A 25797-nucleotide genomic window follows, 5' to 3' on the forward strand; every position below is an offset into this window, starting at 1 on the left:
GGGCCGGTGTAAGCTAGTGCAAGCCGAAGGGTAAAAACAGTTACGCAAAAAAGGCGCCTTATCAGGCGCCTTCTGCTTGCTGACTTGGGCCTTTAAAGCCTAGAAGCTGTAGGATGCGCCAAAGGTGACACGATGATCGTGGCCTTTGACCTTTGTATCATCTCCGGTGGTTTTGAATTTGGTTTCGCCATAGTGGCGATAGTCATACTCACCGCGCAGTGTAACCTTGTTGGTAACTTGGTAGTCAAGCCCGGCACCGGCAGTGAAAAACACGAGGGTTTTTTTATCCTTAACGGAAGAAGCTACGTCGCTGGTTTCGAAACTTTGCTGCGACAGGCCAAACCCTGCGCTTGCGAAAGGAAGGAAGCGATCCACAGCGTAGCCAAGGCGCGCTTTGGCTTCGACATCAAACAGGCGCTTGAATTGCGAGTAGTGGGCGCCAACGGTTCCCTCTGTCTTTTTTGAAAGGTTGTAGCCGAGCGATGTTTCCAGACCTAGGACGAGCTTGTCGGACGTTGCAAAATTGTAGCCCGCGAACAGCGCAAATGCAGCGCCGTTTACTTCAATTTCGTTGCTCGTCTCCGGGGAGCCAATTGCGCCGAAGTTGTAGCCACTTTTGGCGCCGAGATATGCACCAGCCCAGTCTTGTGCATTGTTATTATCCTGAGCGAATGCGGTGGTGGCGATCACGGCCGCCGCTGCAGCAATTGAGATTCTTTTCATTTTATTCCTCGTAGGATGCGCGATGCAAACCCGGTATAAGAGCGTAGCATATATTGACAAGGTATAATTCAGGGATACGAGGAAAATAGTTGTGTGTGTTGCACAAGGGTCGCGCTGCGAGATTGGCTTGCCTATGAGTTGTCTCGGCCTTCCATGCAGCTTCTGATGGAAATCTCTTGGATTATCACCTGTGTTTTGCCAAGATCCCTAGGGATTGCGCTGTAGAACTCGTTGTCAGGCCTGTTGTGGGGAGGGCCTACTCGTGGTTTTTGGCACATATTTTTGCACAGGGTAGGGCGTGTCGTTAACGAGCTGTGCGTAACTAAAAAGGCGCCGCAGAGGGCGCCTTTCAGATGTCGTCTCGGGCCATTAAAGCCTAGAAGCTGTAGGCCGCACCGAGGGAGATACGGTGGTCATGGCCGGTTGCGGTTACATCGTCTCCGATGGTCTTGAACTTGGTTTCGCTGTAGTGGCGGTAGTCATATTCACCACGTACGGCGATGTTGTCCGTCAACTTGTAGTCAGCGCCGATACCTGCTGAGTAGAAGAGCACAGACTTGCTGTGAGTAGATTTTGAATCAGCATCTTCCATTTCTAGCTCTTGTTGAGAAAGTCCAACGCCTGCGCTTACAAACGGCAGTATGCGATCCATGGCGAAACCTAGGCGCGCTTTTGCATCAACATCTAGCTTTCGCTTGAAAGAAACTCGAGTAGTGTCTACTGCTACTGTGCCGACTTCTTTTTTCGCAAAGCCGTAGCCAACCGAGCTTTCAATACCTAGAATCAGCTTTTCGCTGAGTGCAGTGTTGAAGCCCGCATAAAATGAAAAGCCAGCGCCATTAATGGAAAAATCTTCGGACTTGCTCTTCTTATCTTTGCCAGACAACTCGCCGAAATTGTAAGCGCCTTTTACGCCAACATAGGCACCTTGCCATTTTTCTGCATCATTTGCCTCTTGAGCAAAAGCTGCAGGGGCGGCCAACAGAGCCACTGCTGCGAGCGCAATCATTTTTTTCATAATAGTCTCCAGAACTAGAATTTTACTAGGTTAGATCTAGAGGATGAAAAGATTCGTGCAAGCATAAGTTGCAATATTGGTTACATGTTTTGTGAATGATAAAAATTGAAGTAAATTAATATGCAAAATTCTAAGCAATTTGCGTCTTTGATTGAAATGACTTAAAGAGCGGCGCCGATACTAAGGTTAGGTTGCGGCGCCGACCTTGCTATTGTTGGTTATACTACTTCTGTCTCGGTGTTTGTTCCCCACTCTGCCCACGAGCCGTCATAGATTGCGGTGTTATAGTGGCCAATACGGGTGAGCGCGAGGACGAGGATTGCCGCCGTCACACCTGAGCCGCAAGAGGTGATGACAGGGTCTGCGCTGGCAATGCCCATTTGTGTGAAAATGTCGTTCAACTCGTCAACGCTGCGCATTTTGCCATCTTGCAACACCAGGGGGAAAGGTAGATTGAGAGCGCCGGGCATATGACCTGCGCGAACACCGGCGCGGGGCTCTGGCACTTGGCCGTTAAAGCGTTCGGGGGGGCGCGCATCCAGAACAAAGGTGCGGCCGTCCTTGAGGGCAGCTTCAACCTGAAGTAGTGAGCGCACCATGTCATGATTGAGACTGGCGGTGAACTGGCGTTCTTTTGGCAGCGTGTGATCATCTGTCAGGGGAAGCTTGGCGGCTTTCCAGGCAGGCAGGCCACCGTCGAGCACATAAACCTGTTTGACACCAAAGACGCGTAGCATCCACCAGACGCGGGCAGAAGAAAAAATGCCCATACCGTCATAAACAACGATGGACTGACCATCGCCAATGCCAAGCTGCTTCATTTTGCTGGCGAACTTGGCGGCGCTCGGTAGCATATGCGGCAGTGGACTTTCCGTGTCACTGACATCATCAATATCAAAGAACCGAGCGCCGGGAATGTGACCGGCAGCGTATTCGGCTTTGGCGTCACGGCCCATGTCGGGCAGGTACCAAGAGGCGTCAATGGTGACAAGGTCGGGGGCATCTAAATGCTCTGCAAGCCATTGAGGGCTGACCAGTGGGTCTTTCAGCACGGATTAATCCTCCAGAATAATACGGACACGGCGGTTTTCCTTGCCCTTGCTTTCGATTTTTCCAAGTTTGAGCCTGCCAATCTCGCTAGTCGTGTGCACATGTGTGCCGCCACAGGGCTGTAGATCGGTTTTCTCGCCGATGCGTACAAGGCGGATTCGGCCGGCGCCACGCGGGGGCTGGACACTCATGGTTTTCACCAGTTCAGGATTTGCATCCAACTGGGCGTCGCTTATCCATTCCTGCGTGACCGGGTGATCTTCTTCAACCAGTTGATTTAAGTGGGCGGTGATGGCATCCCGGTCAATGTCGGCATCCGGCAACAAAAAATCAAGGCGACCTTTGGCCTCGCTGACTTGTCCGCCTGTGACAGGGTAGGGCATCGCCTCCGAGAGCAAATGCAGGGCGGTGTGCGAGCGCATGAGGGCGTAGCGGCGCGGCCAATCGAGGTGGAGTGTGTATTTTTCGCCATGGACAAGTGCCGTTGGTTCTCCCTCGACTATGTGGATGATGTGTCGGCGGTCCCCGCTGTATTTGGTATTGGCAATTGTAAGGGTATCGCCATTGGCTAGCTCGATGGCCCCACTGTCGCCGGGCTGCCCGCCCCCTTGCGGGTAGAAAATGGTCCGATCGAACACCAGTGCGCCCTCTGGCGTTACATCGGTGAGCGTGGCCTCGCAGCTGCGCAGGTAGGCATCTGATTCAAAAAGTTTTTCAGTCATGCTATGTCGTCCGGTAAAAAATGCGATGGGAGTATGTTGGGTGCCGAGATAGCTATGGGTCAACCGTTTAATTGTGCCCCTAACAATACTTCGGGCCTAAAGTACAGGTGAAAACAGCCGGGCGGCGCGGGCGAGAATGCGGAAGCCATAGGCGCGGTCTGCTAGTTCCTGTTGGTTGGTGGGGCGGGCATTGGTGAAGTCTGCGCGCAGCATATCGGAAACGCTTGCGATCATTTTTGTTCCGGTAAACCACTGGGTGATCTCGAAGTTGATCGCCATGGAGCGGTTGTCCATGTTGACCGTGCCAATACCTGCCAATGTGTCGTCCACCAATACGACTTTCTCATGCAAAAAACCCTCCAGATAGCGGTAAACTTTGATGCCGTGGCGGGCCAGATCGTCCGCATGGGCATAGGAGGCGAGCCAGACCAGCCAATGATCAGCTTTTTCCGGGAGTAAAATGCGCACATCGACACCGCGCAGGGCAGCAGCATAAAGGGCGGTGAGGATCTCGATGCCGGGGACGAAATAGGGGCTGACCAACCATAGGCGTTCACGGGCGCGGGAGATGGTTTCGACAAAGGCGATGGCGCAGTCTTCCTGTTTGTCGGCGGGACCTGTTGGCATGGTAAGCACCGGCTCTTGTCCGGGCGTTGGCATGGTGTCGGGCAGGGTGATGTTTGGCGGGTTTCCGGTGGCCCAAAACCAATCCTGCACGAAAGAAAGGCTGGTGGCTGCACAGGCCGGGCCTGAGACGCGAACATGGGTGTCGCGCCATTTGCCAAACACTGCGGATTTTCCCATGTACTCATCGCCGATGTTGTGGCCACCGACCCATGAGGTGGTGCCGTCGGTGACGACGATCTTGCGGTGGTTGCGGTAATTGAGACGCATGGGGCCGAGCATGCGCAGCCAGCGGTGGCGTTTGTTGAAGCCGGAGACGCGTACGCCCGCCTCTTGCAACCGCTCGATATAGGCATAGGACAGCTGCCGAGAGCCGATATCATCATAAAGCAAGAATACCTCTACGCCGCTGGTGGCGCGTTCTATCAGAGCGTTTGCCAGACGCTCGCCGGTCTCATCGTGGCGGATGATGAAGAACTGCACCAGAATGAACCGCTGCGCCTTGGCGATGCCCTTGAGGATGGAATCAAGTGTGGCCGGGCCGTTTTGCAGCAACTCGCATTCATTGCCGCGCAGGAATGGCAGCGAGGTGATGCGGTTGTGTACCGGCCAAGCTGCGTTGGCCGTGTCATCAACAAAACTGGTGAAGCGCTGCAGAACCGCTTGTTCAAAGTAGGAGACGGTACGTTCAACCCTTTGATAGTCTTCAAAGCGTTTCCACGCGAAGATGAAATAGAGGAAGACTGTCGGAAAGGGCAGGAAAAACAGGGAGAGTAACCACGCAATTGAGCCTTGCGAGGTGCGTCCATACATGATCTCGCGGGCCGCGCACACGATGGCGAGCGCATAAAGGAAAAGGGTTATGGTGGCGAGGACTTCAATATTGACAGGTGATGAAAACATGGGGGCAGACTAGCTGATCACCATGGACGTGGCCAGAGGGTAACGGACATCAAGGGCGCCTTAAAAGAGCATTTTCGGACAGTGCGCGCAGCGGAGCCTTTTGAAGAATAGCTGCCCGTTTTGTGCGGGACGAAATCGGCGGGCTTTGCTAGGTAGAGAGGCATGATGTTTCAGTTGCCAAGCTCGGATGAGCTATATGATGCCCTGTTGCGGCGTGATGCTGTTTATGAAGGGCGTGCCTACGTGGGTGTGCGCAGTACCGGGATTTTCTGTCGTCTGACATGTCCGGCGCGTAAGCCAAAACGCGAGAACTGTGTGTTTTTCGAGTGCGTTGCCGAGTGCCTGGAGGCTGGCTTCCGCCCCTGCAAGCGCTGCGTGCCCATGCAGCAGGGGCAAGAGGCGGATCCGGTGGTGGCGCAGCTCTTGGAGGCCTTGGAAAAAGAGCCGCAGCGGCTCTGGAGTGAAAAGGATATGAAGCGGTTGGGACACGATCCCTCCAGCGTGCGCCGCGCCTTTAAACGACACTTTGGAGTGACGTTTTTGGAGATGGCACGGCAAAGCCGACTGCGGCAAAGCTTTGAGGTGCTTGAGGATGGCGGCAAGGTGATCGACGCTCAGTTGGAGGCGGGTTTTACAACAGCGGGTGGTTTTGCCAATGCCTTTGCCAAGCTGCTTGGTGTGTTGCCCTCTGAATTGCAGCAGGATGGCTTGCTAAAGGCGGATTGGATCGAGACGCCGCTGGGGGCGATGATTGCTGTGTGCGATACGCAGCACTTGCACTTGTTGGAGTTTTGCGAGCGCAAGGCATTGCCCAGAGAGCTGGCGCAGCTAAATAAGTTTTGCCGGGGGCAGATGGGGCTTGGGCGCACGGCAATTACCGAACAGATTGCCGCAGAGCTCTCGGCCTACTTCGACGGTAAATTGCAACGATTTGAAACACCACTGGCTCTGCATGGGAGCGCTTTTACCAAACAGGTTTGGCGGGCCTTGCAAGAGGTGCCATGCGGGGAGACGCGCAGCTATGGTGCGCTGGCTGTGCAGATGGGACGACGCAGTGCAGTGCGGGCGGTGGCGCGCGCAAACGGGGCGAACCAGATCGCGATTGTCATTCCATGTCACCGGGTTATAGGCGCAGATGGTGCCTTAACCGGATATGGCGGCGGGTTGTGGCGTAAGCAAAAGTTGCTGGAGTTGGAGCGGAAGTCCGCGATGGCGCGCTAGGGATAAGGGGCAACCGAAGTTGCCGCCTTTATTGAGAGCCTTATGCTGCTTCGAACGGGATGTCCACTTGGGCCTGCTGTTCCAGCCAGTGGGGGATGGGGAGGTGTTTTGCGCGTAGAAACGCGGGATTGTAGAGCTTGGACTGGTAGCGGCTGCCATAGTCACACAGGATGGTGACGATGGTATGCCCAGGACCGAGTTCGCGTGCCATGGCGATGGCTCCCGCCACATTGATTGCCGATGAACCGCCAAGGCACATGCCCTCATGTTCTGCCAGATCAAACAGAATTGGCAGGGCATCTTTATCGGCGATGTTGAAGGGCAGATCGACGTGCACATCTTGCAGGTTGGCGGTTATGCGGCCCTGACCAATCCCCTCGGTGATTGAGGAGCCGGAGGATTTGAGTTCGCCATGCTTGTAGTAGTGGTATAGCGCCGCGCCGTCTGGATCGGCGAGGCCAATTTTTATATCCGCGTTCTTTTCCTTCAGGCCAAAGCCGGTGCCTGCCAGCGTGCCGCCGGTGCCAACAGCACAGATAAAGCCATCGACCTTGCCATCGGTTTGCTGCCAGATCTCTTGGGCGGTGGTGCGGATATGTCCATCGCGGTTGGCTGTGTTGTCAAACTGGTTGGCCCAAATGGCACCTTGTGGATGAGATTTTGCAAGCTGTGCGGCCAAGCGACCAGAAACTTTTACATAGTTGTTCGGGTTGCGATAGGGAACCGCGGGAACCTCCACCAGCTGTGCGCCAGCAAGGCGGAGCATTTGTTTTTTCTCTTCGCTTTGGGTTTCTGGTATCACAATAACAGTTTTAAAACCCAGAACACTGGCGACAAGCGCAAGGCCGATGCCGGTGTTGCCCGCGGTGCCTTCAACAATGATGCCGCCCGGTTTTAATTGCCCCTTGGCGATGGCGTCTTCAATGATGAACAAAGCCGCTCGGTCTTTGACGGACTGTCCGGGGTTCATGAACTCGGCTTTGCCATAGATCTGGCAGCCGGTGAGCTGGGAGGCTTTGTCCAGTTTGATAAGCGGAGTGTTGCCAATGGCTTTTAGGGCGGAGCTGCGAATATCCATATGATGCAATCCAATTGTCGAACGCGCAAAAGCGCGCGCTGTGTTCAGTTGCGCAAATCTAGCGCGACAGTTGGAGTGCTCTCAAGGAATGAGGTTGTTTGCGATTTGAATATGTTGGATTTCATTTGCTGAAAGCGCATAATTGTAGAATGCGCTTTCCTGTAAGGGCGTTTTGTGATGTCGATTTAAAAAATATTTGCGCGTTCGGGTTTGCTTGCTGGCTTTGGGGGAGTGTTGGTGGTGATAACATCCAACAGCGATTGCCCTGCGCGTGCAAGTTCCAAGAGCGTTGATTTGTCTTGCTCATGGAAGGATGTTTGCAGCAAAGTAAGGGTTAGTTTTTGTGGTTCGGCGGGAAAGGGAACCTGGCTGACGACCACGGTCTGCGCATCTTGCAGGCGCTGTACGTTTTTCTTGGCGCCTTGCCGGGGCGGGGCGGCACTCACAGCGATAGCGCGCCCATCGGGCAACAGGTGGGTTTCATTCGCAGTAACTTCAGATTCGTAAACCACTTCGCCGTAGCCGTCGATCAGCTCTACCCATATAGCGTCACGCTGTGGCAAGCTGACTTTTCCGACCCACAAATCAAAGCCGCTGTCCAGCGGATCACTGTCTGCTTTATCCCTCGCAGGCGAGAGCGTGACAAGCAACGCGTCTCCGGGCAATTCATAGGTGGCTGTGCCTTGGCTGACGGCAAGGGAGGGGGGCTTCTGGGCGGGCTCAGTTGCCTTCGCGCAGAGGGACACTGCGAAGACGAACAGTAGGGCCAAGAGCGATGTGGCGGCGCATTCCAAGAAGCAAGAGTTGGCTCTAACAAGGGTTGCTGGCTTAGGGGCAATTGACTTAGGCATGGGGCCTCGCTTTTAATTGTTGTTGCAGCTGCGAGTGAAATCTGCCTCTAGATTGTGGTGTGATATATTAATAATTACCTGCCTTGGGGAAGGTGATTTGACTAAATCCTATGGGAAGTTGCCCTATGGTTGTCAAAGGCTTAATAGGGGAGATCGTGGATCTCCCCTATGTCGATACGCCTTATTCTAGATCGCATTCCTCGTCATCGGATTGTGGCTGGTAGTTGGGGGTTGCGATGATGGCGTCAACTTCACTGTCATCTGGGTCGCGGCCATCAAAGCAAAAGTTGCTGCTCATCGCTTTGGGCTCGTAGTAGCAGAAGTTTTGGTTTTTCTGGATCTCAATGCCCACATGGCTGGTGGTGTCGGTAAGCTCGGCGTAAGTGTCGGTGTCATGTGGGCGTTTTTGGAACAGGATGTAGTTTCCCTCTGCGGAGACAGTGACCTCTTTTTCATGATCGTCGCAATCATCTTCGCCAACATAGGGAATGGCGACATCGGCAAGAGCACTACTGGGCGCGGCTAAGAACGCAGCGGCCATAATGAGGCAGGCGGTTGAAAGTGTAAGGGGGCGAAGGGCAAGCATGGGACTCTCCTGAATTCGTTGGCATCAAATGTGATGCAACAGAAAGACGGGAGTGGTGGTGCGCATGTGAGTGCCTGCGGCAAAGCATGGTAAGTGGATGCTTACCCGAATTGGCCGGATTATTCTGGATGAGGTAAGGGGAAGTTTTGAAGATGGTAAAGTGATGGCTCCCCGGGCCGGATTCGAACCAGCGACCAAGCGGTTAACAGCCGCTTGCTCTACCACTGAGCTACCGGGGATCATCTCGCATTTTGATAAAAGTGGCTCCCCGGGCCGGATTCGAACCAGCGACCAAGCGGTTAACAGCCGCTTGCTCTACCACTGAGCTACCGGGGATCAACTTTTAGTCCACAAACTGCGATGGTAAAGTGATGGCTCCCCGGGCCGGATTCGAACCAGCGACCAAGCGGTTAACAGCCGCTTGCTCTACCACTGAGCTACCGGGGAATACTCACCCTTGGCAAGTTGCCTCGCCGTTTGTGTGAGGCAGCTTTTACAAAGGCTTGGCGGGTTTGCCAAGAGGATTTTTTAAAGAATTGTGATTTACTGACATTTTTCCGTGGCTTGAGCGATATTAATCCCCAAAACAGCAAGATTGCCTATGGGTTTTATCGGAACTTGCGCTTGTGGACAGCATGCGCAGGTGGCTTTGCATTGACAGGGGGTGGGGAAAGCGCCACAACTGCCCCTAGCGCTATTGGTGGCTGGAGAATTGTTTCATTCCATATGAAGCGAGTAGCCGGCTGAAACGGGAATGCGGTCCTTGTGCCTCTATTTTAGAGGTCGTGCAACAAGGAGGAAGCCGCAGCTGCCCCCGCAACTGTAAGCAGCGAGAATGCGCCTTTTAGGGCCACTGGAGAGGTGTTTGATCCCTCTGGGAAGGCAAGGGTGTTCGTTGGAGCTGCAAGCCAGGAGACCGGCTGATAGCGCAAGAGGATAAGCTTGACCGTCGGGTGGACGGAGAAGGAGCAGCAGATATGAGCATGGCTGAACAGCAGCCAGCGGCCACACGGTGTGCCAGTCTTGTGCTGGTTGTAGGCGGTGCCAGATCGGGCAAAAGCGCCTATGCGGAGCGCCTTGTGGAAGCGAGCGGGCGCGCTTGCGTTTATGTGGCCAGTGGCCAAGCCTTTGATGGGGAAATGCAAGAGCGCATCGGGCAGCACCAGAGCCGGCGCGGCGCGCAGTGGCGCACGGTGGAAGAGCCCTTGGATCTGGCGGGCGTGGTTGCGCGTGAAAGCGCGGCAGAGACCTGCCTCTTGATAGATTGCCTTACTTTATGGACCTCCAATTTAATGCATGCGGGCTGTGAGCTGGATACGGCGGCGAATGAGCTGTGTGCTGCGCTTTTGCGTGCACGTGGGCCTGTTGTGCTGGTGAGCAACGAGGTTGGCCTAGGGATTGTACCTGAGAACAAATTGGCGCGCCGGTTTCGCGATGAAGCGGGACGGATCAACCAGCAGGTGGCAAATGCCTGCGATACAGTAATGTTTATGGCAAGCGGGCAAGCCTTGCAGCTGAAGCCATCCCTTAATCCGGAGATACGACTATGACCAGCTTTGCTGCAGCACCTAAGCAAAAAATCCCAGCCGTTATCATCACCGGTTTTCTAGGGGCGGGGAAAACAACACTCGTTCGTAACCTTTTGAGAAAGGCGCAGGGCAAACGCATTGCGTTGATTGTCAATGAATTTGGCGAGATGGGCTTTGATGGCTCGCTGGTGAATGGCTGTGCGGATCCGGAGTGTAGCGCCGAGGAGGTGGTGGAGCTGGCCAACGGGTGCATATGTTGCACTGTGGCTGATGATTTCCTGCCAACTATGGAAATGCTGTTGGCGCGGGATCCGGCACCTGAAGTGATTGTTATCGAAACCTCCGGTCTGGCTTTGCCGCAGCCGTTGGTGCGGGCGTTTAACTGGCCCACGGTGAAGCCACTGGTGAGTGTTGATAGTGTGGTCAGTGTGGTGGATACGCCTGCGGTGCTTGCTGGCGGCGTTGTGAGTGACAGGGCGGCGTTGGAGAGCCAGAGGCTGGCTGACGAGGCGCTAGATCACGAGAGCCCGATTGAGGAGCTGTTTGCCGATCAGCTGACCTGTGCGGATCTGGTGGTGCTGAACAAAGCTGATCTTGTGGATGGGCAGGGGCTGGCGCAAGTCAAGGCGCAATTGACGCCGCGCCTGCGTGAGGCTGTTGAGGTGGTGAGTGCCCATGGTGGCGAGTTGGCGCTTGAGGTGCTATTGGGGCGTGATGCGGCGGCAGAGGATGATATGGCGCAGCGGCTTTCCGCACATGAGGCAGCGCATGAATCGGCACAGACAAAAGTACATCACCAAGCAGACGGGCATAGCCACGGCCATCATCACGATCACGACCACCACCATCATCACAGTCATTCGCATGATGATTTCACCAGCTCTGTGGTGGCGGCCAAAAGCTTTGCCAGCTTGAGGGACGTTGAGGCACAGGTTGCCAAGGCAATGGCTGTTGCTGGTGTGCTGCGTATCAAGGGGGTGGTGCGCATTGAAGGCAAGGGCGCGCCGGCCATGGTGCAGGCGGTTGGGCCGCGTGTGGAGGTCTGGTTTGCGGCTGGCAGCGAAATGGCGAAGCAGCTGGTGGTGATCGGGCTTGCCGGTTTTGATCTGGCTGCAGTGAAAGACCATATTGGTGCAGCGGTAAAGGCCTAGAACCTGATGCATATATTGGCAGGCCAGACACGGCGTCTGGATGAGGGGGAAGAGGCGGTTGATCTGTCTCAGTCCCCCGCGGATGTGCTGTTCTTAAGTGCGGCTGATACGGAGCTTGCGGGGCTTGATGCTGCTTATGCGCAGCTGGGGGCAGAGGCGGCGGGTTTTAGTTTGCGTCTGGCATCGCAGCTGGCTTTGTCGCACCCTTATTCGGTTGATCTTTATCTGGAGCAGACGGTTGCGGGCTCGCGCCTTGTGGTGGTGCGGCTTTTGGGCGGGGCTGAGTATTGGCGCTATGGCGTTGAACGGCTTGGCGCGATGGCTGCGGCGGGAGATATCCAGCTGGTTTTGCTGCCCGGCGATGACAAGTGGGATGACGAGCTTGCCCGTCTCTCCAGTGTTGATGATGGGGCTTATCGCGCGCTTTGGCAGTATCTGGTTGAGGGAGGGCCTGAAAATTTTGCCGGAGCGCTTCGCTATGCCGCGTATCTGGCCGGATGCATTAAGGGGGAGCCTGCCCCGGCGCGGCCCTTGCCAAAGGCCGGGCTTTACCTGCGCGGGCAGGCCTTGCCAACGCTGGGCGATCTTAAGGCGAGCTGGCAGGAGGGGCGACCCGTTGCGGCGCTGGTGTTTTATCGCGCGCTTTATCAAAGCGGCGCGCTGGCTCCTGTGGATGCCTTGGTGGCGGAGCTGCGGGCGCAAGGGGTGAATGCCCTGCCGGTCTTCGTGGCGAGCCTCAAGCAGGCAGAGTGCGCGGCGGTGGTGCGCGAAGTGTTTGCACAAGTGCCGCCTGATGTGGTGCTGAATGCAAGTGCGTTTGCGCTGTCCAAGGCCGGAATGAAGCATGAGCCGACTTTGCTTGATGCCCCCGGGGCGCCGGTGTTGCAGGTGATTTTCTCTTCCTCCTCAAGGCAGGGGTGGGAGGAGAGCGACCAGGGGCTATCCTCGCGGGATCTGGCCATGCATGTGGTGTTGCCGGAGCTGGACGGACGCCTGCTTACCCGGGCTTTGTCGTTTAAGGAGGAGGCCCCACGCAGCGAGGCAACGCAGTTTACGCCGGTGGATTTTGTGCCGGTGGCGGATCGGGTGGCATTTGTTGCGGAATTGGCGGCGCGCTGGGCGCGGCTGCGGCACCAAAGCGTAGCCGAGCGGAAAAGTGCGCTGGTGCTTGCAAACTACCCAAACAAAGATGGGCGCATGGCCAATGGGGTCGGGCTTGATACACCTGCATCTTGCTGTGAGCTGCTTGGTGCGATGGGGGTGGCCGGCTATGATGTGAGCGGTGCACCTGCCCATAGCGCGCAGTTGATGGAGCTGCTGTTGCAAGGGCCAACCAACGCACTGGCGCAAAGGCAGGGTCGGCAAGGGGGGCAGGTGCTGCCATTGGCGCAATATGAGCGCTGCTTTGCACAGTTGTCGCAACCCGTGCAAGCGGCGGTGGTGGCGCGCTGGGGCGCTCCGACGGATGACCCTTATCTGGAGGGGCAGGGACGCGCGGCCGGTTTCCGTTTGGCGCTGCATCGCTTTGGTAACACCTTTGTGGGCGTGCAGCCGGCGCGCGGTTATAATATTGACCCCAAGGAGACCTATCACGATCCGGATCTGGTGCCGCCGCACAATTATTTTGCTTGGTACTTTTATTTGCGCTTTGTGGCCGGGGTGGATGTGGTTGTGCATTTGGGCAAGCATGGCAATCTGGAATGGTTGCCGGGCAAGGCATTGGCGCTTTCGCAAGAGTGCTTCCCCGAGGCTGTGCTGGGGCCGCTTCCCAATCTTTATCCGTTTATTGTGAATGATCCGGGCGAAGGGGCGCAGGCGAAACGCCGTCTTGGGTCTGTGATTGTTGATCATTTGACACCGCCGCTCACACGGGCGGAGAGTTATGGTGCGGCCAGCGAGTTAGAAACCTTGCTGGATGAGTATTACTTGGCCAGCGGGGTGGATGCGCGGCGCATGAAAGTGCTGGGGCAGGAGATTCTTGCCTGCGCAACGCGCCATGGGCTGGATAAAGACATCGGCCTTGAGGCGGGTATGAGCGAAGAAACGCAGCTGGCCCGGCTGGATGCACATCTTTGCGATTTAAAAGAGCTGCAAATCCGCGATGGTTTGCATGTGCTGGGGCGCTCGCCGGAGGGCGAGCAGCGGCGGGACTTTTTGCTGGCTCTTTCACGTGTTCCGCGAGGGCAATCTGTGTGCGATCAGAGTCTGTTACGGGCGTTTGCTGAGGATTTGAATCTGGAAGGATTTGACCCGCTGGACTGCGCCTTTGAAAGGCCGTGGGACGGGCCGCGGCCGCAAATTCTGTCGCAGCTCAGCGATGCGCCGTGGCGACACTGCGGCGATACGGTTGAGCGGCTGGAGCTGCTTGGCATTGCGCTGCTTGATGGGGCGGTGCGCTTGCCGGAGGGCTTCACAAACTCCAAGGCGGTGCTTGAGGATGTGCTCGGCCGCTTGGGGCCAGATGTTGATGCGAGCGGCGCGCAAGAGATTGCCTCCTGCCTTGCGGGGCTTGGGGGGCAGTTTGTTGCCCCCGGGCCATCGGGCGCGCCGTCGCGCGGGCGGCCGGATGTGCTGCCAACGGGCCGGAACTTCTATTCGGTTGATGTGCGGGCGGTGCCAACGCAGACCGCATGGCAGCTGGGTGCGCGTTCGGCCGAGGCGTTGGCACTGCGGCATTTCCAAGAGGAAGGTGAGTGGCCGCAAGGGCTGGTGCTTTCTTGTTGGGGTACGGCAAATATGCGTACGGGCGGCGACGATATTGCGCAGGCGATGGCGCTTATTGGCGCGCGGCCGGTGTGGGAGGTTGCCTCAGGGCGGGTGAGCGGCTTTGAGGTGATGTCCTTGAGCGAATTGAAGCGCCCGCGGGTTGATGTAACCTTGCGGATTTCCGGGTTCTTCCGCGACGCGTTTCCTCAGTTGATCACCCTGTTTGACAAGGCGGTGCGGGCGATTGCGGCTCTGGACGAACCGGACAGCGCCAACCCGCTGATGGTGCGCGTCCGTGAGCAGGCGGCGCAGCTGGAGGGCGCGGGCCTGAGCCGGCAAGAGGCGCAAAAACGGGCAGCGTACCGGGTGTATGGCAGTAAGCCGGGGGCCTATGGTGCCGGTTTGCAGGCGCTTATTGATGAAGGGATCTGGCAGGAGCGCTCTGATTTTGCCGAGGCGTTTCTTGCTTGGGGTGGTTATGCTTACGGGCTTGATGCGCAAGGGACGGAGCTGCGCGATGATTTCAAGCAGCGGCTAGCTCATGTGGATGGCGTGGTGCATAATCAGGATAATCGCGAGCATGACCTGCTTGATTCCGATGATTACTACCAGTTTGAAGGGGGGCTTGCGGCAACGGTGGAGACCTTGCGCGGGTCGGCGCCGCAGGTTTACCATAATGATCACTCGCGCCCCGAGCGCCCGGTAGTGCGCACGCTGTCGGAGGAAATCGGCCGCGTGGTGCGTGGCCGTGCGGCCAACCCCAAATGGATCGCGGGGGTGATGCGGCACGGTTACAAGGGGGCGTTTGAAATGGCGGCCAGCCTTGACTACCTGTTTGCCTTTGCCGCCACAACGCAAGCGGTGCAGGGGCACCATTTCGACCAACTCTATGGCGCCTATATCGAAGATGAAGCGGTGCAAGAGTTTTTGCGGCAGGTTAACCCGGCGGCGCTGATGGAAATGGTACTAAGATTTATGGAGGCACAAGAGCGCGGCCTTTGGGTTTCGCGGCGCAACAGTGCTTATAGTGACTTGCAGAGACTGAAAGCGGCGCTGGCAGCTTGATGGCTTTGACAGGACGGAGGGATACGGATGGTTGAGAAGGCTCAATTGAGCGAGGCGGAGCTGGATGCGCGCCACGCAGAGAAAATGCGCAAGAAAAAAGCAGCGCGTGACAAGATTATGGCGACAAAGACCATCGAAAAGGGCCTGCTCATTGTGCATACGGGCAAGGGCAAGGGCAAATCGACCGCCGGATTTGGCATGGTGTTTCGCTCGCTTGGCCATGGGCACAAGGTTGCAGTGGTGCAGTTTGTGAAGGGGCGCATTGATACCGGCGAGCGGCTGGCGCTGCAGCGTTTTGATGATCTGGTGACCATCAAGCGCATGGGCGAGGGCTTCACTTGGGAAACACAGGATCGCCAGCGGGATATTGCGGCAGCGCGCGAGGCATGGGATGCGGCCAAAGAGCTGATCCTGTCGCGTGAGCACAATCTGGTGCTGTGTGACGAGCTGAATATCGTGCTGCGCTATGACTACATTCCCATTGACGAGGTGGTGTCATTCCTACGCGATGAAAAGCCGGAGGATGTACACGTGATTGTTACCGGGCGCAATGCCAAGGACGAGCTGGTGGAGATTGCGGATCTGGTGACCGATATGACGCAGATCAAGCATCCGTTCCGTTCTGGGGTGAAGCCGCAGGAAGGGATCGAGTTTTAGAGGCGGCGCTCTGGCAATGTTCTGGCGGCGTGGCTGAGGGAGATGGCAAATGAGGCTGTTTGATGCGAGGTTGCGCACGGCCACACGCTCCCATGCGGAGTTGGTGCGCCGCTATGAGCTGTGGCGCACGGTGATCGAGTTTTTGGCCGCGCTGTTGTTTGTGGTGGGCAGCGTGTTCTTCTTTTATGATGCGCTGCTGTTTGCTGGCACGTGGTTGTTTTTGATCGGCTCGATCCTTTTTGGAGTGCGGCCTTGCGTGCGGTTGCTGCTGGAATTGCATTTGCTGCGGCTTGATGTGCCTAAGGAGTTTCGCCCGCTTGGGCTTGAGGAGAGTGACAGGGCAGATGACGCAGGGCATAGGGGCTCAGAACATAGGGGCTAAAGGGCGACGCCCGGCATTGATGATTATGGGCACCGGCTCCAATGTGGGCAAGAGCGTGCTTGTGGCCGGGCTTGCGCGGGCTTATCGGCGGCGTGGGCTTAAGGTGATGCCATTCAAGCCGCAGAATATGTCGAATAATGCAGCGGTGTGTGCCGATGGCGGCGAGATTGGCCGGGCGCAAGCGGTGCAGGCGCAGGCTGCTGGGGTGCTTCCTAGCGTGCATATGAATCCGGTGCTTTTGAAGCCGGAAACGGATGTGGGCGCGCAAATCATTGTGCAGGGCAAGCGGTTTGGTACCTCGCGAGCGCGGGAGTATGGTAAGCAAAAAGCCAAGCTTCTTCCGTATGTTATGGAGAGTTTCTGCAAGATTGAATCATCTGCGGATCTGGTGCTTGTTGAGGGGGCGGGCTCGCCGGCTGAAGTAAACCTGCGCAGCGGAGATATTGCCAATATGGGCTTTGCCGAGGCGGCGGATTTACCTGTAGCATTGGTCGGCGATATTGATCGCGGCGGGGTGATCGCAGCCCTTGTGGGGACCTATGCGGTGCTTGAAAATATCGAGCGAAGTAGAATTAAATCTTTTATAATCAATAGGTTTAGGGGTGATCCTTCACTTTTTGATTCAGGCATTTCAGAGATTGATTCAAGAACAGGCTGGCGCTGTAGCGGCGTGGTTCCTTGGTTTGCGCAAGCAGCCGATTTACCGGCGGAGGATGCGCTCGATCTGGCCGGTGGGCATGGCACACAAGGTGTGGGAGGCGCGGTCAAGGTCGCTGTGCCGGTGATCAGCCGAATTGCGAATTTTGATGATCTTGACCCGCTACGGTTGGAACCAGCAGTAGACTTGGCTTTAATTCAGCCGGGTGAGGTTTTACCTGCGGATGCGGATCTGGTGTTGTTGCCGGGCAGTAAATCCACCATAGGGGATTTGGCGTTTTTTCGGGCGCAGGGCTGGGATGTGGATTTGGCAGGCCATGTGCGTCGGGGCGGCAAGGTGCTGGGGATATGCGGCGGCTACCAGATGCTGGGCATGCGTATTCACGATCCTGAGGGGCTTGAGGGTGCCGCGAGTACGGTTGCCGGGCTTGGGCTGCTTGACGTTGAGACTGTGCTTGCACCTGAGAAAACCGTCGTGGCGCGGCAGGGCGTGGCTCCGGCGTATGCTGCACAGGTGCGTGGCTACGAGATACATCTGGGGCGCACGGACGGGGCAGATTGTGCAAGGCCGTTTTTGCAGCTAGAGGGCGCTGGGGCCGACGGGGCTATGAGTGCAAGCGGTCAAGTGATGGGGACTTATTTGCACGGCTTGTTTGGTAGTGACGCGTTCCGATCTGAATTTTTGCGCGGTTTTGGCGCTGCTGCGCGCCTTGCCTATGAGGCGCGGGTTGAGCGCGCGCTGGACGCGCTGGCAGACCATCTTGAGGCGCATTTGGATCTTGATGGCTTGCTGGCGCTGGCGCAAAGCCGGTGCGGCTAGGGTGCCCTCTTTACAGGGCGCCAAGCAGAACAATTAGGAAGAAAAACAGGGCGCCAGCGGCGGTGCAAAGGCGGATGGCGCGCTGAATGTGGTGGGGCGTTGCGGCTTTGCTGCCCCTTGCATTCATAAAGGGGTCCTCCACCTTGTAGCCATCATATTGACGGGGGCCAGCTAGGGCTATGTTCAAGCTGGCGGCCATGGCAGCTTCTGGCCAACCAGCGTTGGGCGAGCGGTGCTGCGTGGCGTCTTGCAACATAACTTTTAGGGCGTGTCGCGGGTTGCCGCCATCAACGGGTGCGCAAAGGCAGAAGGCAAGGCCGGTGAGCCGGGCAGGGATGAGATTAAGCAGATCATCAAGGCGGGCAGCGGCCCAGCCGTAATGCAGGTAGCGCTCGTTTTTATGGCCAATCATACTGTCGGCTGTGTTGATCAGCTTGTAAAACACAAGGCCGGGCAGGCCCGCGACGAGCAGCCAAAACAGCGGAGCGATGACGCCATCTGAATAGTTTTCCGCGCAAGATTCAATGGCCGCACGGCTGACTCCCGCCTCATCAAGAGTGTCGGGGTTGCGGCCTACAATCATGGCCACGGCTTGGCGCGCGCTCACAAGATCGCCGCTGCGAAGTGGAACATACACTGCACGTACGTGGCGTAGCAGGCTGTTTTGCGCAAGCAGTACGCTGGCAGGCAGCGCAAGCAGCCACGCGCTCCACGGGGCTTGGTAGGCGGCACAACTTAGCAGGGCTGTGGGCAGGGTAAACAGCACAATTAATAGGGTGAGATCGCGCAGGCCGCGCCATTTTCGCTGTTTGTCGGAAGTGGTGCCCGGCGCATTGCTGCGGGCTTCAAGCGCGCTGATCGCTTTACCAAAAAAGACGACCGGATGTGATAGACGCGACCACAGCCAGCGTGGCTCGCCAAATGCGGCATCAAGGATGAGTGCGAGGCAACATAGGGCGAAGATATCGGGCATTGGGAGCATGGCGGGTTAGCAGCCTTTCTCAAAACCGGCAAGCGCTTCGCCCAGTCGCGCAATCTTTGCGGTGTCTTTGGGTAGGCCAATGCGCAGCCAAGTTGCGTCATAATCGAAATGGCGTGTCCAGATATGCTGCTGTGCAAGGTGTCTGTGCAGCTGTTTGGCCTGTTGGTGTTCAATCAGGGTGAAGAGATTGGTGCTACCGATAATTCTCAACTGGTGCTGTTGCAGGCAAAGGTGCAGCTCTTTCGTGCGTTGGCGGAGCTTGTGGCGCATTTGATGCTGCCAGAGTGTGTCGCTCAGGGCCTTAGCGCCGATTTCTAGTGCGGGACCGGCGATGGCCCAGCTGCCAAGCTGTGCCTCCGCCGCCTTGCAGATTGCCGGACTGCCGATCAGAAACCCAAGGCGCAGGCCGGCAAGGCCAAAGAATTTACCGAAAGATCGCAGCAATAACAGTGGAGCATCTACCACATAGGGTGCGAGGGAAAGCTCTGGTGCAAGATCTGTGTAAGCCTCGTCTACAAGAAGCATGGAGCCACTAGGGGATAGTGTGTTGGCGTGGGCGGCCAGTGCCTCCGGCTGGTGAATGCGGCCATCGGGATTGTTCGGATTGACCGTGATTTGCAGGGTTGGGCTTTGCGGTGTAGTGAGCTGGGCCGTGAGATGAACATCTCGCCCCGCTGCTCGCCAGCTCTCGGCATGGGAGGCGTAGGTTGGGCCGACTACCTCGACGCGCCTGAACGGGAGGAGTTGTGGCAGCAACTGGATCAAGGCCTGAGTGCCGGACGCGGCAGCTATTCCGGCAGTTTGGGGCACTGCATAAGCCTGCCGGGCGGCGTGGAGTAGCTGTTGCTGTGCAACTTTTGTTGGCAAGTGCTGCCAAGCGGCGCCGGTGATGTTCGGGATCGGATAGGGGGTTGGATTGATGCCGGTGGACAGGTCGAGCCAGTCAGTTGTCTCACCGCCAAATGCCTTGATTGCAATTGAAATATCCCCGCCATGCAACATGTGTGGTGCCCTATTGATCTTTCCGTCTCGTTCCTACTTTAAGGCGCAGGGCAAATCAATCTGGATTGGGCGGGCGGCAGCGATTGAGCTGCTGCCGCCTTCATTAGGTAGGTAAGCAATTTGTTAGAATAGTGGCGGATTGTTAAAAGCTTCGGAGCAGCCTTCATATCCTTTTGAGAGTAAGTTTGTATAAGTCCCGATTGGCTTACGGATAGCTTTTTCTGCGGTGCCGCCAGTAATTTCGCTGACAGTGACGCGGCAAACAATCCCGGAGTTTGATGAGAAGCTTACTTCAAGCTTTTGTCCGGCTTTGGCCTTGAGAGAGAATGGTACCGCACAAGAATAGGTGGTCGAGCCAGAAACGTTAGATCCCGTTACAAGATAAGTAAACTCCTTTTCGGCTCGAATAACGAGCTCCTGTGCCGCGTTTTTGTGAAACGCTTTAATACCCGGTATTCCAAGGCGTTTCTCGCTACTATTCAGAAGGTACCCAACACGAAGACGTGCCAATTCTTTCGGATTTACTTTGCACTGCTTGTCGTCAAAGCGCCTTACGCTCGAGCCAAATTCCATATTTGTCGCAAAACGAATATCAGCTGTGGGGCCGGAGGTTGGTGCGACGTGGGTTACCGCGGCGCAGGAGGATAATAAGAAAGCGCCGCAAGAAAGGATTGCGCTTCGTGTGATTGTAAAATTAAACAAGTACATCTCCCAAGATCGTCTGTAATGCAACTATAAGTAGAAATCTGCTTTCACTCAATTCCATTGCATAGTCAAGGGTATTTCCCCCATTTTTGGAGGAGTTTGGCAGGAGAGTTATGCTGCTAGTTTCAGCTTGTCGGCGGGGGTGGTGCCGCCGATGGCCATGTTTGGCCGGTTGTTGTTGTATGTCCAGAGCCAGTTGGTCGCTTCCGTTTGTACCTGTTCGATGGTTTCTAAACTGTCCGGGATTAGGGACGAGCTCCATATTTTGCTGAACGCCGCCTGCCAGACACGCCTCGCCAGCAATTGCGCGGGGTTCTGTGTCAATAATTTACGCCCCAAAGGCTTTGTGGCGCTGGTCAAGGCCGACCGGCGCGACGCTGAGCGGGTGGCCGCCAATGATCGCAACGGCAAACGCCGGGGGTGTTGGTGATGGATGAACTGACAAGCTGGCTTCAGCGGGTGCCCCTCATTAGACCTGGGCTGCCATTGCATACTGGGAAACCGGCGCAATCAATTCCTATCTAAATGCACAGTGATTCAGTGTCGGTGCTTTGCCATCAAGTAGCTTTGAGAGGATTGTTCCGACCCCTGGAGGTGCGCCAACATAGATTTTCGTACCGGTGCGTGAAATGCTCTGTACCTGACAAAATTTATCGTGAAAGACCTTGTCACAGCATTGGCCATTTACGTTTTTATCGCCTGGCGCACATATCCATGGGCCTGCTATCTGAAAACCGGTTTTCGGGCTGGGTATCGCAGGGCAAGAGCAGACTATCTCGTTTGCGCCGATGCTGCCAAGACCGGGGAAGGTTTTTCCTTGAGTGCTGGTGAAGCAAAGGCCGCCGTCACACTGGGCGGAATAGCCAGCAGGTGCTGTATCGTTGTTGCGGCAGGTGTAGATCGCAAGTGGTGGCCCCATACTTTCCTTCGCCGGATCATAATCGGCTTCTAATTGGCGAGGTGTCGCATACGTACTGACAGTAAAGCCATTGTCTAGCCCTGCTTCCAGTAGATCGCAGATATCTTGATCGTCACCATTTGCCTTAAAGTGGAAGGGCAAGGAGATGCTTTGTTCGTTTTTTACGTCGCATTTGCAATAGGCGACATTATCAAGTGTCCAGCACTCAGCAGTTGCGCAGAGAGCGAAAGTACTGGGAACGTCTTGTGTTATCGGGCATTGCTTGAAGAGACTTTTAGCTGGCGTTTCTGCTGCGAAGACGTTGTGCCCGCAAAAGAGCGCAGCGATACCAAACAGGATTGCAGAGAGGCAATTTTGCGGGAATGTGTAGGGCATTTCGTCTTTCCTTCATGGCAAGAGTACCGCAATTGGAGGATTTAATAGGGAAAAGCCATTAACGGCTAAGTAAGAGCGAGCCAGCGAGTTATACTAAAGTGAAGCAGTTGGGCTCATTGTTTGACTGTCTCGTGGACTGCAGCGGCTGGTTGCCAAAGGCGGCAAGGGTGTTGGTAGTTTGTTAAAAAGTGGCAGTGCGCGTTGAGTAACGGCTGAAGTCAGGCGCCAACAGGGGGGCACAAATGAGCGACCCAATTCTGGTCCTGCTGGGCCTCAAAATTATGTATCTGATCGGGGGAGTTCTGTGGCGGGCTGGTGCGGGTGATCGTGCATCCGCGTGCCAGCCTTTTCAATGCCATCGGCGCAACTGTGGTGGGGGCGCTGGTGGCGGGCTATCTCACCCCTGTGGTCGCGCCGGTGCTCGAGCGCTGGCTGGGCCCTGCCGATGCAGACGTGGAGGGGGCACCGGCTTTATGCTGGGCATGTACGCTCGGGCGCAATCGGATGGGTTGATCAAACTCTCCCGCCGTTGGTGCGATGATCCGCGGCTGCCGAAGTAGGTGCTTGTTCGGTTTCTGGATAGTTTTCGCTGCGTTTTATTGCAGGGTGATTAGTGAAGCGTGATCAACAAATATAAGAGATCGCGAGTGTGAAAATAGATGTCGCAAGGAGTGTGTGACGTTCATAAAAGGGCTCAGAATCCCTCACTTTTTTCTATTGCGAGAAAGGTGAGGGAAAAATCCCGGAAAAACTAATAAAAACAATGGCGCGGGAGAAAGGTGGAGGCCTCTGCCGGAATCGAACCGGCGTACACGGATTTGCAATCCGCTGCGTCACCACTCCGCCAAGAGGCCAACCGAATGGTGTGAAAGGGCTTTTCTGATATTTGGGCTCGATAGTCAAGCGGGTTGCGCAACTTTATCCGCAGTGTTTGGCAAAAACTGTTCATAAACCGTTCTTGTTTGATCGTTCTATCAGGGATTTGCTGTCAGCTTCTTCTGGCGTGTGCTCCTGCTGAATGGCTAGCCTTTGGTCTCTGGTTGCTTGCTGATTGCCCTCGCTTAGTTATTGGTGTTAGCGCGCGACGTCGGTCAGCTAGAACGAAGCTTGGCCAAAGAGGTGAGGGTCGCTTGCATTGGTTGTATTGATAGGTCAGGGCCAAACGGGTTGCTGCGCGTTTTGCAATCGAAGGACATGATGTCACTCATTTTGACGTATCGGTGAGATTTGCTCTGTGAAATTCTGGCAGATACGGTGAGAAGCCTTGCAACCACTTCGATTTTCAGTATATAGACGAGCCCAATCAAGGTTGATGCTTTAGTCGAGGAGAGCTGTGCATTTTGCGATGCTTTCCAAGAAACTGCCGTTATGGGCGGTGCTGATAAAGCTAAGGCATTGATGTAACTGAGATATTAACTTTGGATGGTGCGATCAGCCGCACCAAACCTTCCTGAGCAGCGTAGTGGGGACTTGATGTTCTTGTTGACCTGATTAGGAGAGATTTAATAGAGGGCGTTGTCGAAGTCCGGTTGGTTCTAGGCAGTTGATGCGGCAAGTTAAGCGTGGCTAGCGATAGTTATCCTCGGTTTTGTTGCTCTCAAGGCCAAATTTGATCGGTGCTTTAAGCAGGCGGATCGTCTGCTGTGAACGCGTCCTAGATAAGGACGAAGCAAAGACCATGCAGGTAACAGAGACCTTGGCCGAAGGCCTGAAGCGCGAGTTGAAAGTAGTGGTACCAGCTGCTGATCTGGCAAGCCGTCTTGATGCCTATCTTTTGGATATGAAAGATAAGGTAAAGATCAACGGTTTCCGCCCAGGTAAGGTGCCTGTTGCGCATATCAAGAAGCTGTATGGCCGTCAGGCAATGGCTGAGCTGATCTCAAATCTGATCAACGAAACCACCGGCAAGACCCTGGAAGAGCGCAAGGAAAAGCCTGCGCAGCAGCCAGAAATCGATCTGCCGGATGCCGATGCTGAAGCAGTTTTGGCGGGCGACAAAGATTTGTCCTTTGCCATTTCCTACGAGACTTTGCCTGAGTTTGAACTGATCGACTTTGCCAGCGTTGAGCTGGAGCGTCCGATCGTTGAAATTTCTGAAGAGGAAGTTGATGAGCAGGTAAAGCAGATTGCGGAGAGCAATCGTCCGTTCGAAGCCCGTGATGCTGGCGCGGAAGTTGTCAATGGTGACAAGGTGAAGCTTTCCTACCTTGGTAAGCTGGACGGCGAGCCATTTGACGGCGGTGCAGATGAGAACGGCGAACTGGTGATCGGTTCTGGCCAGTTTATTCCGGGCTTTGAAGAGCAGATCGTTGGCATGAAGGTGGGTGATACCAAAGTGATCGACGTGACCTTCCCTGAAGAATACGGCGCTGAGAACCTTGCTGGCCGCGCTGTTACCTTCGATATCGAGATTAAAGAAATTTTGGCGCCAGGCGACGTTGAAATCAACGATGAACTGGCAACCGGCCTTGGTCTTGAGAGCCTTGACAAGCTGAAGGAAATCGTTCGTGGACAGATCGAGAGCCAGTTCGGTGCGGCAACCCGCCAGAAAGTAAAGCGCGCTCTGCTTGACAAGCTTGATGAAGCTTACACTTTCGAGCTGCCTGAAAAGCTTCTGGAAACCGAATTTGACGGTATCTGGAATCAGGTTGAAGCGGAAATGAAGCAGACCGGCAAAACCTTTGAAGACGAAGAGACCACCGAAGACGAAGCAAAAGCGGAGTACCGCAAAATTGCCGAGCGTCGCGTGCGTCTTGGTCTGGTGCTTTCTGAAGTTGGTGAGCAGAACAAAGTTCAGGTTACCGATGATGAAGTGCAGCGCGCTCTGTTTGACCGTGTGCGCCAGTTCCCTGGTCAAGAGCAGCAGGTGTTCGAATTCTACAAGAACAACCAGCAGGCTTTGGCTTCCCTGCGCGCACCAATCTACGAAGAAAAGTGCGTGGACTTCATTCTTGAACTGGCTAAAATCACTGACAAAGTGGTTTCCAAAGAAGAGTTGCTCAAGCAGGACGAAGAGGAAGCCTAAGGCTTTTTTGGAGTGGATTTGGAAGGGGCCTCAGGGCCCCTTTCTTTTTCGCGGGCTTAAAGGGGAAAAGGCACTTATTTCTGCGCGCGCCCGATTTTTTATGGGTGACAGGGCAGGCGCCGGTGTCTAGCTTTCAAGCTTGGGGCGCGGGTGATTCAAGTGCTGCCGCTTTTGTGTTCGTAGGATAAGCTGGTCAGAGGGCTGGTGATGCCATCAGTGATCTTAAAGATTACCTAACTGGCTGTGACCTATGCTGCGAAGAGATGAGTGGGGGTATTGCCGCCTTTGAAATGCTGCAAGCGTTCAATGCCCAGAAAATTGGCGGGTCTGCCATTGCAAGGCCCGAGGATATCCTTATATGAGGATGTTCCAACTGATAATGGATGATGCATGACCGATCCTGTTGAGTATTTTAGTAATAGTCTGGTGCCGATGGTGGTGGAGCAATCCAACCGCGGCGAGCGTGCCTATGATATTTTTTCGCGATTGTTGAAAGAGCGAATTATCTTCCTTACCGGCCCGGTTGAAGATGGCATGGCAACGCTGATTTGCTCGCAGCTGCTTTATCTGGAAGCGGAAAATCCGAATAAGGAGATCGCGCTTTATATCAATTCACCCGGCGGGGTTGTGACATCCGGTCTGGCGATCTACGACACCATGCAGTTTATCAAGCCAAAGGTGACGACCCTTTGCATTGGTCAAGCGGCCAGCATGGGTTCGCTGCTGCTGGCTGGCGGCGCTGAGGGGATGCGTTTCTCTCTTCCGAATAGCCGGATTATGGTGCACCAGCCTTCTGGTGGTTTCCGCGGGCAGGCCTCTGATATCATGCTACATGCGCAAGAGATTTTGAAGCTGAAGCGCCGATTGAACGAGATCTACGTGAAGCACACCGGCCAGACCTATGAGGCGGTTGAAGAGGCGCTGGAACGCGATAACTTCATGAGCGCGGAAGAGGCAAAAGCATTCGGTCTGGTTGATAAAGTGATTGCGGATCGTGAATGTCTGGGTGGCGAGGAAAAAGCCTAGATGGATGCATTGGGAGCGGG

At 55.6% G+C, this 25797-nt stretch carries 22 protein-coding genes, 4 tRNA genes, 1 pseudogene and 1 riboswitch; of the genes and pseudogenes, 10 read left to right on the plus strand and 17 right to left on the minus strand.

The window, feature by feature from the left end:
- Window positions 1–99: 99 nt before the first annotated feature.
- From AYK82_RS12335 to cls, 5 genes are all read right to left on the minus strand, one after another.
- Entirely contained in the window at window positions 100–723 is a 624-nt protein-coding gene (locus AYK82_RS12335; protein WP_068316221.1) for an outer membrane protein, read from the minus strand.
- 376 nt (window positions 724–1099) lie between these two features.
- A complete protein-coding gene (locus tag AYK82_RS12340) occupies window positions 1100–1741 on the minus strand; it encodes an outer membrane protein (protein WP_068316227.1) in 642 nt (213 codons plus the stop codon).
- Window positions 1742–1959: 218 nt separating this feature from the next.
- Window positions 1960–2793, minus strand: a complete 834-nt coding sequence (sseA, locus tag AYK82_RS12345) for a 3-mercaptopyruvate sulfurtransferase (RefSeq protein WP_068316230.1) — start codon at window positions 2791–2793, stop codon at window positions 1960–1962.
- 3 nt (window positions 2794–2796) lie between these two features.
- Window positions 2797–3513 (minus strand): alanyl-tRNA editing protein, encoded by a 717-nt coding sequence (locus tag AYK82_RS12350; RefSeq protein ID WP_068316233.1) that lies wholly within the window; start codon window positions 3511–3513, stop codon window positions 2797–2799.
- A 96-nt stretch (window positions 3514–3609) separates the two neighbouring features.
- Window positions 3610–5040, minus strand: a complete 1431-nt coding sequence (gene cls / locus AYK82_RS12355) for a cardiolipin synthase (protein WP_068316235.1) — start codon at window positions 5038–5040, stop codon at window positions 3610–3612.
- Window positions 5041–5202: 162 nt separating this feature from the next.
- On the opposite strand from cls, the gene AYK82_RS12360 reads away from it, so the two are divergent.
- A complete protein-coding gene (locus tag AYK82_RS12360; RefSeq protein WP_068316236.1) occupies window positions 5203–6261 on the plus strand; it encodes a bifunctional transcriptional activator/DNA repair enzyme AdaA in 1059 nt (352 codons plus the stop codon).
- A gap of 40 nt (window positions 6262–6301) precedes the next feature.
- On the opposite strand, the gene AYK82_RS12365 is transcribed toward AYK82_RS12360, so the two are convergent.
- The 6 genes from AYK82_RS12365 to AYK82_RS12390 form a co-directional block, all read right to left on the minus strand.
- Window positions 6302–7339, minus strand: coding sequence for a cysteine synthase A (locus AYK82_RS12365; protein ID WP_068316237.1), 1038 nt, complete (start codon window positions 7337–7339; stop codon window positions 6302–6304).
- Between the two features lie 185 nt (window positions 7340–7524).
- Entirely contained in the window at window positions 7525–8190 is a 666-nt protein-coding gene (locus AYK82_RS12370) for a hypothetical protein (protein WP_068316244.1), read from the minus strand.
- Between the two features lie 181 nt (window positions 8191–8371).
- On the minus strand, window positions 8372–8776 hold the full coding sequence (locus AYK82_RS12375; protein ID WP_068316245.1) for a hypothetical protein: 405 nt from the start codon (window positions 8774–8776) through the stop codon (window positions 8372–8374).
- Between the two features lie 164 nt (window positions 8777–8940).
- A tRNA-Asn gene (locus AYK82_RS12380) sits at window positions 8941–9015 on the minus strand.
- Between the two features lie 22 nt (window positions 9016–9037).
- A tRNA-Asn gene (locus AYK82_RS12385) sits at window positions 9038–9112 on the minus strand.
- Window positions 9113–9148: 36 nt separating this feature from the next.
- Window positions 9149–9223 (minus strand) — tRNA-Asn (locus AYK82_RS12390).
- Between the two features lie 234 nt (window positions 9224–9457).
- Window positions 9458–9715, plus strand: a riboswitch (cobalamin riboswitch).
- A 38-nt stretch (window positions 9716–9753) separates the two neighbouring features.
- Between AYK82_RS12390 and cobU the strand changes: the two genes are divergently transcribed.
- From cobU to AYK82_RS12420, 6 genes are read left to right on the plus strand one after another with little or no spacing between them, the layout of a single operon-like run.
- Complete coding sequence (gene cobU, locus AYK82_RS12395) at window positions 9754–10326, plus strand: bifunctional adenosylcobinamide kinase/adenosylcobinamide-phosphate guanylyltransferase (RefSeq protein WP_068316249.1); 573 nt, start codon at window positions 9754–9756, stop codon at window positions 10324–10326.
- On the plus strand, window positions 10323–11456 hold the full coding sequence (cobW, locus tag AYK82_RS12400; RefSeq protein ID WP_068316250.1) for a cobalamin biosynthesis protein CobW: 1134 nt from the start codon (window positions 10323–10325) through the stop codon (window positions 11454–11456). Before cobU ends, cobW begins: the two co-directional genes overlap by 4 nt.
- A 6-nt stretch (window positions 11457–11462) precedes the next feature.
- Window positions 11463–15227, plus strand: a complete 3765-nt coding sequence (gene cobN, locus AYK82_RS12405) for a cobaltochelatase subunit CobN (RefSeq protein WP_068316252.1) — start codon at window positions 11463–11465, stop codon at window positions 15225–15227.
- Window positions 15228–15254: 27 nt separating this feature from the next.
- Window positions 15255–15884, plus strand: coding sequence for a cob(I)yrinic acid a,c-diamide adenosyltransferase (gene cobO / locus AYK82_RS12410; RefSeq protein ID WP_068316254.1), 630 nt, complete (start codon window positions 15255–15257; stop codon window positions 15882–15884).
- Between the two features lie 49 nt (window positions 15885–15933).
- Complete coding sequence (locus AYK82_RS12415) at window positions 15934–16266, plus strand: YrhK family protein (protein WP_082733906.1); 333 nt, start codon at window positions 15934–15936, stop codon at window positions 16264–16266.
- A complete protein-coding gene (locus tag AYK82_RS12420; RefSeq protein WP_082733907.1) occupies window positions 16229–17743 on the plus strand; it encodes a cobyric acid synthase in 1515 nt (504 codons plus the stop codon). The genes AYK82_RS12415 and AYK82_RS12420 overlap by 38 nt, the downstream gene beginning before the upstream one ends.
- Window positions 17744–17753: 10 nt before the next feature.
- Here the strand turns inward: AYK82_RS12420 and cbiB are convergent, their stop codons facing one another.
- From cbiB to AYK82_RS12445, 5 genes and pseudogenes are all read right to left on the minus strand, one after another.
- Complete coding sequence (cbiB, locus tag AYK82_RS12425) at window positions 17754–18725, minus strand: adenosylcobinamide-phosphate synthase CbiB (RefSeq protein ID WP_068316257.1); 972 nt, start codon at window positions 18723–18725, stop codon at window positions 17754–17756.
- 6 nt (window positions 18726–18731) lie between these two features.
- Window positions 18732–19727 carry a threonine-phosphate decarboxylase CobD gene (gene cobD / locus AYK82_RS12430; protein WP_068316258.1) on the minus strand — a complete coding sequence of 332 codons (996 nt, stop codon included), beginning with the start codon at window positions 19725–19727 and terminating at the stop codon, window positions 18732–18734.
- Between the two features lie 123 nt (window positions 19728–19850).
- Complete coding sequence (locus tag AYK82_RS12435) at window positions 19851–20300, minus strand: hypothetical protein (RefSeq protein WP_068316260.1); 450 nt, start codon at window positions 20298–20300, stop codon at window positions 19851–19853.
- A 243-nt stretch (window positions 20301–20543) separates the two neighbouring features.
- Window positions 20544–20663 (minus strand): annotated as a pseudogene (locus AYK82_RS18010) (IS3 family transposase); the annotation flags it as partial.
- Between the two features lie 286 nt (window positions 20664–20949).
- Window positions 20950–21726, minus strand: coding sequence for a hypothetical protein (locus tag AYK82_RS12445; RefSeq protein ID WP_068316262.1), 777 nt, complete (start codon window positions 21724–21726; stop codon window positions 20950–20952).
- Between the two features lie 242 nt (window positions 21727–21968).
- On the opposite strand from AYK82_RS12445, the gene AYK82_RS18120 reads away from it, so the two are divergent.
- Complete coding sequence (locus tag AYK82_RS18120; protein WP_172795238.1) at window positions 21969–22286, plus strand: hypothetical protein; 318 nt, start codon at window positions 21969–21971, stop codon at window positions 22284–22286.
- Window positions 22287–22506: 220 nt separating this feature from the next.
- On the opposite strand, the gene AYK82_RS12455 is transcribed toward AYK82_RS18120, so the two are convergent.
- Window positions 22507–22580: transfer RNA gene (locus AYK82_RS12455), tRNA-Cys, on the minus strand.
- 824 nt (window positions 22581–23404) lie between these two features.
- Between AYK82_RS12455 and tig the strand changes: the two genes are divergently transcribed.
- Both tig and clpP read left to right on the plus strand, forming a co-directional pair.
- Window positions 23405–24751: a trigger factor gene (gene tig / locus AYK82_RS12460; protein ID WP_068316264.1), complete on the plus strand. Its 1347-nt coding sequence runs from the start codon at window positions 23405–23407 to the stop codon at window positions 24749–24751.
- 390 nt (window positions 24752–25141) lie between these two features.
- Entirely contained in the window at window positions 25142–25777 is a 636-nt protein-coding gene (gene clpP, locus AYK82_RS12465) for an ATP-dependent Clp endopeptidase proteolytic subunit ClpP (RefSeq protein ID WP_068316265.1), read from the plus strand.
- Window positions 25778–25797: the final 20 nt, after the last annotated feature.

Source organism: Polycladidibacter hongkongensis (genome assembly GCF_001561995.1).
Lineage (GTDB): Bacteria > Pseudomonadota > Alphaproteobacteria > Rhizobiales > Stappiaceae > Pseudovibrio > Pseudovibrio hongkongensis.

Bases quoted from the DNA above. Each gene is read 5' to 3' on its own strand.
- AYK82_RS12335 (WP_068316221.1), bottom strand. From the start codon at position 723: ATGAAAAGAATCTCAATTGCTGCAGCGGCGGCCGTGATCGCCACCACC.
- AYK82_RS12340 (WP_068316227.1), bottom strand. From the start codon at position 1,741: ATGAAAAAAATGATTGCGCTCGCAGCAGTGGCTCTGTTGGCCGCCCCT.
- AYK82_RS12350 (WP_068316233.1), bottom strand. From the start codon at position 3,513: ATGACTGAAAAACTTTTTGAATCAGATGCCTACCTGCGCAGCTGCGAG.
- cls (WP_068316235.1), bottom strand. From the start codon at position 5,040: ATGTTTTCATCACCTGTCAATATTGAAGTCCTCGCCACCATAACCCTT.
- AYK82_RS12360 (WP_068316236.1), top strand. From the start codon at position 5,203: ATGATGTTTCAGTTGCCAAGCTCGGATGAGCTATATGATGCCCTGTTG.
- AYK82_RS12365 (WP_068316237.1), bottom strand. From the start codon at position 7,339: ATGGATATTCGCAGCTCCGCCCTAAAAGCCATTGGCAACACTCCGCTT.
- AYK82_RS12370 (WP_068316244.1), bottom strand. From the start codon at position 8,190: ATGCCTAAGTCAATTGCCCCTAAGCCAGCAACCCTTGTTAGAGCCAAC.
- AYK82_RS12375 (WP_068316245.1), bottom strand. From the start codon at position 8,776: ATGCTTGCCCTTCGCCCCCTTACACTTTCAACCGCCTGCCTCATTATG.
- cobU (WP_068316249.1), top strand. From the start codon at position 9,754: ATGAGCATGGCTGAACAGCAGCCAGCGGCCACACGGTGTGCCAGTCTT.
- cobW (WP_068316250.1), top strand. From the start codon at position 10,323: ATGACCAGCTTTGCTGCAGCACCTAAGCAAAAAATCCCAGCCGTTATC.
- cobN (WP_068316252.1), top strand. From the start codon at position 11,463: ATGCATATATTGGCAGGCCAGACACGGCGTCTGGATGAGGGGGAAGAG.
- cobO (WP_068316254.1), top strand. From the start codon at position 15,255: ATGGTTGAGAAGGCTCAATTGAGCGAGGCGGAGCTGGATGCGCGCCAC.
- AYK82_RS12415 (WP_082733906.1), top strand. From the start codon at position 15,934: ATGAGGCTGTTTGATGCGAGGTTGCGCACGGCCACACGCTCCCATGCG.
- AYK82_RS12420 (WP_082733907.1), top strand. From the start codon at position 16,229: ATGACGCAGGGCATAGGGGCTCAGAACATAGGGGCTAAAGGGCGACGC.
- cbiB (WP_068316257.1), bottom strand. From the start codon at position 18,725: ATGCTCCCAATGCCCGATATCTTCGCCCTATGTTGCCTCGCACTCATC.
- cobD (WP_068316258.1), bottom strand. From the start codon at position 19,727: ATGTTGCATGGCGGGGATATTTCAATTGCAATCAAGGCATTTGGCGGT.
- AYK82_RS12435 (WP_068316260.1), bottom strand. From the start codon at position 20,300: ATGGAATTTGGCTCGAGCGTAAGGCGCTTTGACGACAAGCAGTGCAAA.
- AYK82_RS12445 (WP_068316262.1), bottom strand. From the start codon at position 21,726: ATGCCCTACACATTCCCGCAAAATTGCCTCTCTGCAATCCTGTTTGGT.
- AYK82_RS18120 (WP_172795238.1), top strand. From the start codon at position 21,969: ATGAGCGACCCAATTCTGGTCCTGCTGGGCCTCAAAATTATGTATCTG.
- tig (WP_068316264.1), top strand. From the start codon at position 23,405: ATGCAGGTAACAGAGACCTTGGCCGAAGGCCTGAAGCGCGAGTTGAAA.
- clpP (WP_068316265.1), top strand. From the start codon at position 25,142: ATGACCGATCCTGTTGAGTATTTTAGTAATAGTCTGGTGCCGATGGTG.